The following is an 8,061-nucleotide window of genomic DNA, read 5'->3' as shown; positions in this document are numbered from 1 at the left end:
ATATGAGGCCGATACAAAGTTGATACCTAATGGCGTCCGCTTGTGGTTCCTGGCACTGACATGGTCCGGCCGCGTCTCCATGCCTGCCGTGCCAGCAGCCCGATGGTGAACTGGCACGGCAGGCACTATCCTGCGATGAGTTCCTTGACGGGCCCCTCGTGCAGGGCCAGGTAGACGTCGTCCCGGATCCGATTCGCCTCCGGGTCTGTCATGGTCCGGGCGAGGGGACGCAGCACCAGGCGTATCAGTGCATTGGCCTGCCCATCGCTGAGGCGGAGTCGTTTCCTCGCCGCTGCGGGGAGGTCGGCGCAGGGCGTCAGGGCCAGGAGTTCGACACTTTCCAGATCGTCGGCCTTTGCGCCCAACGCTGTTCGCACCCGGTCTCCAAGCACTTCGGTATCCAGGTCAGCGGGAATGACGATGGAGATGTCCCGGCGGATGGAGGGCATCTGGGAAACTGGATTCCACCGGGACAGGTCCAGCATCTGCTGGTCCATCTTCTGGTCTGTGGACCGAAGCAGCCTGATGTCGGGGATGCCCTTGCGGAGCATGAGGGCGCGGTCCAATCCCATGCCCAGAGCCAGTCCCGACCACTTGGTGGGATCCAGGCCGGCCCCGGAGAACAGATGCGGCGCGATGAGCCCGCACTCGGCGAGTTCGAGCCACTCCCCGTCCGCGAGGACATCGACCTGCAAGCCTTCTTCGGTGTAGGGGTGATCTGCCGGAACTGCGCGCCAGGGTGCTCCTGGAAGCACCGCCTGCACCAGCGATCCGACCATTTCCTGCAGGTTGCCGGCGTCGAGTTGCCCCCGTGAGCTGACGCGCCATAGGTCGACCTGGTGGGGAGTTCCCACATGGGTGCGGTCGATGCAATCACGCCGGTAGACCAGACCGGGGACCGCCCAGAGCTCGTCCATGGATTGGCCCGCGTGCAGTGCACGCAGCAGCGGCGGGATGGAAGCCGACGTGTGGCTTCGGAGCATGACCGTCGGGCTGAGATAGCGGGAATACCTTTGATCCCGCGTCACATCTGATTCCTTGAACCCCAAGTGGTCGTAATTGTCGGCCACGCTCACCAGCGGGCTGTGGCGGACGATTCGTTGTGGCACTCTCCATTCGCGGCTGAGCGCGTCGAGGATGCCCTGCAACAGCGGCTGCATTGCATGGGGCCCGCCGTCCGGATCTGAAAGATCGCGGATGGTCAAAGCGTCGTGGAGCTCGGAGGGACTGAGATATGAGGGCATTGCAGGTCCTTGTTTTCGGATTTCGAGTGGTGGGTTGACTTCCCCCGACTCAAACCCGGCGCCAGGACCTAGGCGCGCGCCTCAGAGCCCTCGCGGCCGGGGACCGGCCGGGGGCATATAAATCGACGCGAAAGTTGCATGCGCCGACTATACCCCCGATGCGCACCCGGCACGCGTTTCCTCGAGCCGGACGGTCTGGTTCCATATGCCAAGGTGCTCCGAAGGCCGACATCTATCAGAACCCATCCGCGGGCCGGCCTTTATCAGAATGCGTGTAAGTCTGTCCTCTTCAGGCGCCGCCGTTTCTTAAACTTCAAAGGTGTTGAAGTACTTCGGTGTAATGGGCGTGCGCGAGGTCCAGTCCGAGGGCATCGTTAGGGCTGAACCAGCGTATTTCGGAGTGCTCATCCCTGGCCAAGTTCGCAGGATCGCCGGTCCACATTTCCAGGACCCACCCCGAGAGCGCCAACCCCTCAGGTGAGCCCTCGTTGTCCTGGACCCTAAACGTGGGAGTGTTCGTAGGCGGGACAACGTTGACTGCGATTTCTTCGAGGAGCTCCCTGGCCAGCGCCTCGCCGGCTGATTCGCCGTCCTCGATGTGGCCGCCCGGGAAGTCCCACATACCCGGGTACCATTTCGATGTCGGGACCCGGCGGCACATCAGAACGCCTCGTGGCCCGAAGAGTACGCCGACGGCAATGCGGTGGGTCATCGCATCAGTCGATCACGGGGGCATCCAGCACACAAATCATCCCGTGGGGTCGGGCACGAACCCGCGGACCTCCCGCGCGCAGCGGCAAGCGGCGGCGATCTTGGCGGCCCGCACCAATGCTTCGTCACGGGAGGGCGCGTCGACGACGGCGAGTCCGGCCAGGCTTGGTGGAGGGCCGATGCTTGCTAGGGATGTTTAGGGCACACTGGTGGCGTGAGCGGAATCCSRTGGGTGYTRCACGTCGATCTCGACCAGTTCATCGCGGCGGTYGAAGTGCTCCGGCGGCCGGAGCTTGCTGGCAAGCCGATCATTGTCGGCGGTCGGGGCGACCCCACGGAACGCGCCGTGGTGTCGACGGCATCCTACGAAGCGAGGGCATTCGGCGTGGGTTCCGGAATGCCCTTACGCATTGCGGCCCGGAAAGTGCCCGATGCTGTGATCCTGCCCGTCGATCAGGAGGCTTACCTCGCGGCGTCCGAAACGGTCATGGCTACCCTGCGCGCGCAGCCCGGCGCCACAGTGCAGGTGCTGGGGTGGGATGAAGCTTTTGTAGGCACCGAGACAGAGAATCCGGAAGCCTACGCCCGGCAGGTGCAGGCCGCTGTCCTGGAGCGAACGCAGCTTCACTGCAGCGTGGGCATCGGCGACACCCTGGTACGAGCCAAGGTCGCCACCGGTTTCGGCAAGCCGGCCGGCGTCTTCCGTCTCACTGCCGCGAACTGGCTCGACGTCATGGGCAGTCGGCCCACCAAGGAGCTCTGGGGCGTCGGAACCAAGGTGTCGGGCAGGCTGGCCAAACTCGGCATCAACACAGTGGCCGAGCTAGCCGCGTCCGGCCCCCGGGACCTGGTCCCGGAGTTCGGCCCCAGGATGGGACCTTGGTACGCGGAGCTCGGACGCGGGGACGGCGCCAGCGTTGTGGACGACACCCCGTGGGTTGCCCGCGGGCATAGCCGGGAGACCACCTTCCAGCGCGACCTGACTGAACCCGCCCAGGTCGACGACGCCGTGAGGGAGCTGACAGCGCGCGTCCTGGAGGATGTTGTGGCCGAAGGTCGGCCCGTGGTTGGGCTGACCCTCAAGGTCCGGTACGCGCCGTTCKTSACCAARACCCACGCGAGGAAGMTTCCYGAGACATTCGACCGGGACGAAATCCTCGCGGAGGCGTTGGACCTCGCAGCCGGAATCGAAGCAGACCGTCCGATCCGGCTCCTGGGTCTGCGGGCCGAAATGGCAATGCCCGACGATGCCCGAAAGGGACATACGCCGACACGCGGCGGCTGGTGAYGGCGTCGCTTCCTCCCCGGTGCGGCGTTCCGCCGGCCGGCTGCAAAATGACCCTGGGAAGCCCTCAAGTCAAAGTTAGGCTGGGACGATGGAATATCAGATCCGCCAGGCCGCGGTCGAGGACGCTGATGCCGTGGTTAGGATGCACACCCTGGCCCATGAGGAATGCTACGGGCACCTTTTGTCCCCGGCGTTCTTCGATGCGCGCCGTGCCAGCATGCCGCTGCGCGTGGAAAAACGCCGGCCGTATCTGGACAGCGCCCAGCCGCGAATCATCGCCATGGACGAGAGCAATGAAATAGTTGGATTTGCCGACGCAGGCACGGGGCGTGACGATGACCTGCCCGGCGAACTTGAGCTTTACTCCATTTACACTCTGAGGCGCACCCATGGCACTGGGCTCGGTGTCGCCCTGTTGAAGGCCGCCCTCGGCGATTTACCCGCCTACCTGTGGGTCCTTGAGGCCAACGTGCGCGCTCAGGCCTTTTACGTCAAGAACGGTTTTCAGCCCGATGGGACGCGTAAGTTGCTTTCACCCGAGTGGGAGGAACTACCTGAAATACGGATGGTCCGCTCCGACATTTAGCCGGGCAGGGGCCACGCTGAACACCGGCGGAGGTCACTCGCCGTTCGTGCGTTATCAGCTGGTGCCGACCGCTGAAAAGACGAGAGAATCACGCCACTGTCCACGAATGAGTTTGTCCGCCCTCCGCGACCCGATCTGGACCATTCCGATCTTTTCCAGCACTTTTGCCGAAGCGGTGTTTTCAGGTCTGCAGGTTGCGGTAATGTCCCGCAGTCTGAGAGTTTCTTGGCCGAACCTGAGGAGGGCGGCTGCGGCCTCAGTGGCATATCCGTGCCCCCAGTGGTCAGCATCAATCACGTACCCCAGCTCGCCCCGGCAACGATCAATGCCGAGTCCGACAGAACCGAAGGGTTCGACCCTGGGAAAAGTGACAGCAAGAGTGAAGTTTGTCCGGTTCGAACCGCGTTGCGCCGCCGAGCACATTTTAAGGAATTCCAGCGTTTCGCCGGTTGTATTCGGTCCCCAGTCCACGTATTCGGCGATCCTCAAGTCGGAAGCGAATGAATGTACCGCTGCGAAATCATCCAGGGTGTACTCGCGCAGCAGGAGACGATCAGTCTGCAATTCCATGTGTCCATCATGCCGGGGCCGGCGCAGCGGCCTGGCGGGCCGTGGGTCAAAACCTGAGAATGTTCAATTCCGCGGCCGGTTCGAAACCAAGCCGTGCGTAAAAGCCGCGTGATGCATCGGAGGGGGAAAGCACCATCCGTACGGCCTTGATGCCTTGCGCGAACTGGATCGATGCCTCCACGAGCCGGCCTCCGATTCCTGCGTTCCGAAACTCCGGGAGCACGTAGGCGTTGCCCAGATAGACCCACCGGGACGATTCCGTTCCGGGTTTGGGCATCCGCTCGAAAATCATCAGGTTGAGCATCCCGACGAGTTCGCCACCGTAGTCGGCCACAAAGAACTTTCGGGGACTGGCATTCATCCACTCCATGAAGACGGCGTCGAAGGTGGGATCGTCCATGGGCGCGGGGTCCTGTTCCGCCGCCCACGTGGCCCTTAGCGTCGCGAGGCCGGGCACATCGTCTGGGCGCCCTTCGCCAATGATGAACATGGAAGTACCCTACTTTGGCGGGGCGCCCGCCTCCCACTGAAGGTCCGCAGGGCGACCTCGAAGAAGCTGCACGACGCTGAGCCTGACATCGACACAAGCCAGGTCGGCCTCATGATCGCGGATCAGTTTCCGGGGTGGGCCGGGCTCCCGCTGAAGCCGGTGTCATCCAGCGGGACGGACAACGTCATGCTCACGCTCGGTGACCGGCTCGTCGTCCGGCTTCCCCGCACGGCCGCCGCGGTTCCCGCGCTCTCCAAGGGGTGGAAATACCCGAGGCTTCTTGGTCCCGGCATCGCCTCCGCCTAATGCTCCCGTCCGTTAGAGTCGGACAAATGAAACGGGCTGTGATCCTTGGCGGCACTGGCGTTCTCGGCCGCGCGATTGCGTGGCGGCTGATCCGTGCCGGCTGGGCCGTGGACATGACGGGCCGGGACYGGACCAAGATGCCGGCTGACCTGGCTGCCGCCGGTGCCCGATTTATCGCCGCCGAACGTCGTGACGACGCCGCACTGGCCGGGGTGATGGCGGGTGGTGCCGATCTCCTCGTGGACGCGGTGTGCTACACCGAGGCCGACGCCCGGCAACTCCTGCCGCACCTGGCCGCGGTGACCTCTGCCGTCATGCTCTCGAGCAAGGCTGTGTACGTTGACGCCGCCGGCAATCACGTCAATTCCGAGGTAGCGCCCCGCTTTGATGCGCCGATCCTCGAGAACAATCCGACCATGCGGCCGGGAACCGGGGACTACCAATCCCGGGAAGGCTATGGCGCCAACAAGGTGGCTGCAGAGAACACCCTCCTGGGCAGCGGCCATCCCGTGACGGTGATCCGGGCGTCCAAGGTACATGGTGAGGGCGCGGCCCTGCCCCGGGAATGGATGTTCGTCAAACGGGTGCTCGACCGGCGCCGGGCCGTGTTCCTGGCCCATGCTGGGCAGGGCGCGGACCACACGACGGCAGCGGTGAACACGGCGRCCCTCGTGGAACGGGTTGCCGCCGTGCCCGCGGCACGAATCCTCAACAGCGCCGATCCAGATGCGCCGAATGCCCGGCAGATCGCCGCAGCAATTGCCCGCTACCTGGGCCACGACTGGGAAGAGGTGCTTCTGGATGACAGCGCACCCGTGGGCCTCGGTGACCATCCGTGGGATTTCCGGCCTCCGCTGGTACTGAGCACCAAGGCCTCCCTTAACCTCGCCTATGAACCTGTTGGGACATACGCTCAGACCATCCCGCATCAGGTGGACTGGCTGGTGAAGGCGGCAGCGGCCGGAGCCATGCCGGGAACCGGCGATCCGTCCCTCAAGCACTATCTCGACTACTCCCGTGAAGAGCAGTTCACCGCTGGTTCGACCCTGCGAACACCCCAAGGTCCGCTATGAGGGACTAAGTGTTGAAGACACGAAGGGTTTGTCGACGAGGATGGCGGCCTGTGGATGTTTTTCCTTGGCCCTCGGTGAACGCACCAACTGGGCGCGCATCACAAAGCCTTGTTCGGTGAACCGGAGCGCCACCTCTTCGGGTGCGTGCAGTTCCGCCCGGAGCTGGACGTCGTGTCCGTAGGCACGGTCAATCGTGCGGTGGCCGCTGCCGGCGTGGAAGGCGACGAGCGCCGAACCGCCAGGGCGGAGCGCCCTCCAGAACTCGCGCGCGATCGCCGGCAGCGCCGTCGGGGGAGAGTGGATGATCGAATACCAGGCGAGGACGCCGTCCGCAGCTGCGTCCGCTTGGGGCAGGTCCGTCAGCTCTCCCAGCTCGAACAACAGCCCGGCATGCAGTTGTTGCGCGATCCGGAYCATTTCGGGCGACAGGTCGACTCCGCTGACGTTCAGCCCCGCCTGGCCGAGATAACTGCTCATTCGTCCGGCACCGCATCCGACGTCGATCACCGTCCGGTCCGCCGTGCCGCGCATGTGGGCGATGAAGTGGTCCATCATGGCCATATCCAGCGGGGCCTCGAAACTCGTATCCGGGATCACCGCTGAATAGGTCTCGGCCACTGTGTCGTACGCGGATCTGACGTCCATCAAATTTTCCTGGTTTGCCATCAACCGAGCCTAACGGCCATGGCCGGGGAACTCCCGGTGCCGAATTCTTACGTCATGCAACGGGTCCGTGACGCGTTGTGTCGTTGCGCGACTGTGCGTTGCGGCCGGGCTTGGGAACCCGCGTCTACGGTGGTTGATTGGGGCTACCAGCGCTCGAAAGGACCCGCCATGACGGAACATTCTGACCCCAGCCCGAAGGCACTCCGGCACATTCTCGGACACTTCGCCACCGGCCTGACGGTGATCACCGCAGCAACCCAGCACGGGCCGGCCGGTTTCACATGCCAGTCCTTCGCCTCCCTGTCCCTGGAGCCGGCCCTGGTCACTTTCAGCCCCGCACGGACATCGAGCACCTGGCCGCTGCTGCGTGCGGCGGGACGGTTTACCGTGAACATCCTGGCCGCAGAGCACCAGCATCTGGCGGGGCAGTTCGCGCGCTCGGGGACGGACAAGTTCGCCGGCGTCGGCCATTCGCCCTCGCCGCTGGGCAACCCCGTCCTGGATAACGCCCTGGCCTGGGTGGATTGCGAACTCCACCAGGAGTACGACGGCGGCGACCACACGATCGTCGTCGGCGCCGTCCGCGCCCTGGGCGCCCGCCCCGACGCTGAGCCCCTGCTCTTCTACAAGGGACGCTACGCCGGCGTCGGGTCCCGCGCCGGCGCGCTGGAGAGCGCGGCCTGACCGTGTCGGAACCGAAGGCGGAACCGAAGCCGGAGCGGGAGCCGAAGCCGGAGCGGGAACCCGGCAACGCGGAACAGCCGTGCCCGGCAACAGGCGCCCACTGGCTGGAGGGGTGGGTCGTCTTCGGAAACGCCTACCCGTAACAGCCCGCGCCGGATCCCCTCCGGCGTCGGCCGCGCCGCGCTGGCGTAAGATGGAAGCACCCGTAGACCCTGGCCGCGGGCGGTGCGAACCGCCGTCGGCACGGATCACGGCGACAGACCATATTCATACTGGAGGGGACCAGAGGCCCGCGGGCCAACACCATGACTGAAGCAGCGAACGGCAAGGCCCGGTTCAGCGCCCGAGAACGCACCGCAGGGGAATTTCCCCACTCCCTACCAGGGCTGCGGACGGAGGTGGTCTTGTTCGACGACTCAGAGCAGATGGTCCAGTCGCTGGGC

General features: G+C 64.8%; 10 protein-coding genes and 1 pseudogene. 6 read left to right on the top strand and 5 right to left on the bottom strand.

All coding sequences use genetic code 11. The features are described from left to right. Window positions 1-125: 125 nt before the first annotated feature. A complete protein-coding gene (srmL, locus tag AC1DHX_RS19775) occupies window positions 126-1,244 on the bottom strand; it encodes a PheS-related mystery ligase SrmL (RefSeq protein ID WP_476858443.1) in 1,119 nt (372 codons plus the stop codon). Between the two features lie 313 nt (window positions 1,245-1,557). After that, window positions 1,558-1,956 carry an NUDIX domain-containing protein gene (locus AC1DHX_RS19770; protein ID WP_476858444.1) on the bottom strand — a complete coding sequence of 133 codons (399 nt, stop codon included), beginning with the start codon at window positions 1,954-1,956 and terminating at the stop codon, window positions 1,558-1,560. A 213-nt stretch (window positions 1,957-2,169) separates the two neighbouring features. Between AC1DHX_RS19770 and AC1DHX_RS19765 the strand changes: the two genes are divergently transcribed. Together AC1DHX_RS19765 and AC1DHX_RS19760 are read left to right on the top strand one after the other, a co-directional pair. Then, entirely contained in the window at window positions 2,170-3,243 is a 1,074-nt protein-coding gene (locus tag AC1DHX_RS19765; RefSeq protein WP_476900392.1) for a DNA polymerase IV, read from the top strand. 88 nt (window positions 3,244-3,331) lie between these two features. After that, a complete protein-coding gene (locus tag AC1DHX_RS19760) occupies window positions 3,332-3,829 on the top strand; it encodes a GNAT family N-acetyltransferase (protein ID WP_230009229.1) in 498 nt (165 codons plus the stop codon). Window positions 3,830-3,883: 54 nt separating this feature from the next. Here the strand turns inward: AC1DHX_RS19760 and AC1DHX_RS19755 are convergent, their stop codons facing one another. Both AC1DHX_RS19755 and AC1DHX_RS19750 read right to left on the bottom strand, forming a co-directional pair. Then, window positions 3,884-4,399, bottom strand: a complete 516-nt coding sequence (locus AC1DHX_RS19755; protein WP_476858446.1) for a GNAT family N-acetyltransferase — start codon at window positions 4,397-4,399, stop codon at window positions 3,884-3,886. A gap of 46 nt (window positions 4,400-4,445) precedes the next feature. Next, window positions 4,446-4,889: a GNAT family N-acetyltransferase gene (locus AC1DHX_RS19750; RefSeq protein ID WP_476858447.1), complete on the bottom strand. Its 444-nt coding sequence runs from the start codon at window positions 4,887-4,889 to the stop codon at window positions 4,446-4,448. A gap of 111 nt (window positions 4,890-5,000) precedes the next feature. On the opposite strand from AC1DHX_RS19750, the gene AC1DHX_RS19745 reads away from it, so the two are divergent. Beyond that, entirely contained in the window at window positions 5,001-5,195 is a 195-nt protein-coding gene (locus tag AC1DHX_RS19745; RefSeq protein WP_476858448.1) for a hypothetical protein, read from the top strand. A 26-nt stretch (window positions 5,196-5,221) separates the two neighbouring features. Then, entirely contained in the window at window positions 5,222-6,268 is a 1,047-nt protein-coding gene (locus AC1DHX_RS19740) for an NAD-dependent epimerase/dehydratase family protein (protein WP_476900391.1), read from the top strand. Here the strand turns inward: AC1DHX_RS19740 and AC1DHX_RS19735 are convergent. Further along, entirely contained in the window at window positions 6,263-6,934 is a 672-nt protein-coding gene (locus AC1DHX_RS19735) for a class I SAM-dependent DNA methyltransferase (RefSeq protein ID WP_476900390.1), read from the bottom strand. The genes AC1DHX_RS19740 and AC1DHX_RS19735 overlap by 6 nt on opposite strands. Before the next feature lie 168 nt (window positions 6,935-7,102). Between AC1DHX_RS19735 and AC1DHX_RS19730 the strand changes: the two genes are divergently transcribed. Together AC1DHX_RS19730 and AC1DHX_RS19725 are read left to right on the top strand one after the other, a co-directional pair. Next, window positions 7,103-7,618, top strand: a complete 516-nt coding sequence (locus tag AC1DHX_RS19730) for a flavin reductase family protein (protein ID WP_476849264.1) — start codon at window positions 7,103-7,105, stop codon at window positions 7,616-7,618. A 305-nt stretch (window positions 7,619-7,923) separates the two neighbouring features. Beyond that, window positions 7,924-8,061: pseudogene (locus tag AC1DHX_RS19725) on the top strand (PhoH family protein); the annotation flags it as partial.

It is taken from the genome of Arthrobacter sp. 05N33_2, from assembly GCF_056397425.1.
Note: the sequence above shows the minus strand (reverse complement) of the source record. Positions and strands in the feature narration are given on the sequence as shown.

What these genes read in the sequence shown, in the direction of transcription:
- srmL (WP_476858443.1), bottom strand. Translation starts at nt 1,244, where the DNA reads ATGCCCTCATATCTCAGTCCCTCCGAGCTCCACGACGCTTTGACCATC.
- AC1DHX_RS19770 (WP_476858444.1), bottom strand. Translation starts at nt 1,956, where the DNA reads ATGACCCACCGCATTGCCGTCGGCGTACTCTTCGGGCCACGAGGCGTT.
- AC1DHX_RS19760 (WP_230009229.1), top strand. Translation starts at nt 3,332, where the DNA reads ATGGAATATCAGATCCGCCAGGCCGCGGTCGAGGACGCTGATGCCGTG.
- AC1DHX_RS19755 (WP_476858446.1), bottom strand. Translation starts at nt 4,399, where the DNA reads ATGGAATTGCAGACTGATCGTCTCCTGCTGCGCGAGTACACCCTGGAT.
- AC1DHX_RS19750 (WP_476858447.1), bottom strand. Translation starts at nt 4,889, where the DNA reads ATGTTCATCATTGGCGAAGGGCGCCCAGACGATGTGCCCGGCCTCGCG.
- AC1DHX_RS19745 (WP_476858448.1), top strand. Translation starts at nt 5,001, where the DNA reads ATGATCGCGGATCAGTTTCCGGGGTGGGCCGGGCTCCCGCTGAAGCCG.
- AC1DHX_RS19730 (WP_476849264.1), top strand. Translation starts at nt 7,103, where the DNA reads ATGACGGAACATTCTGACCCCAGCCCGAAGGCACTCCGGCACATTCTC.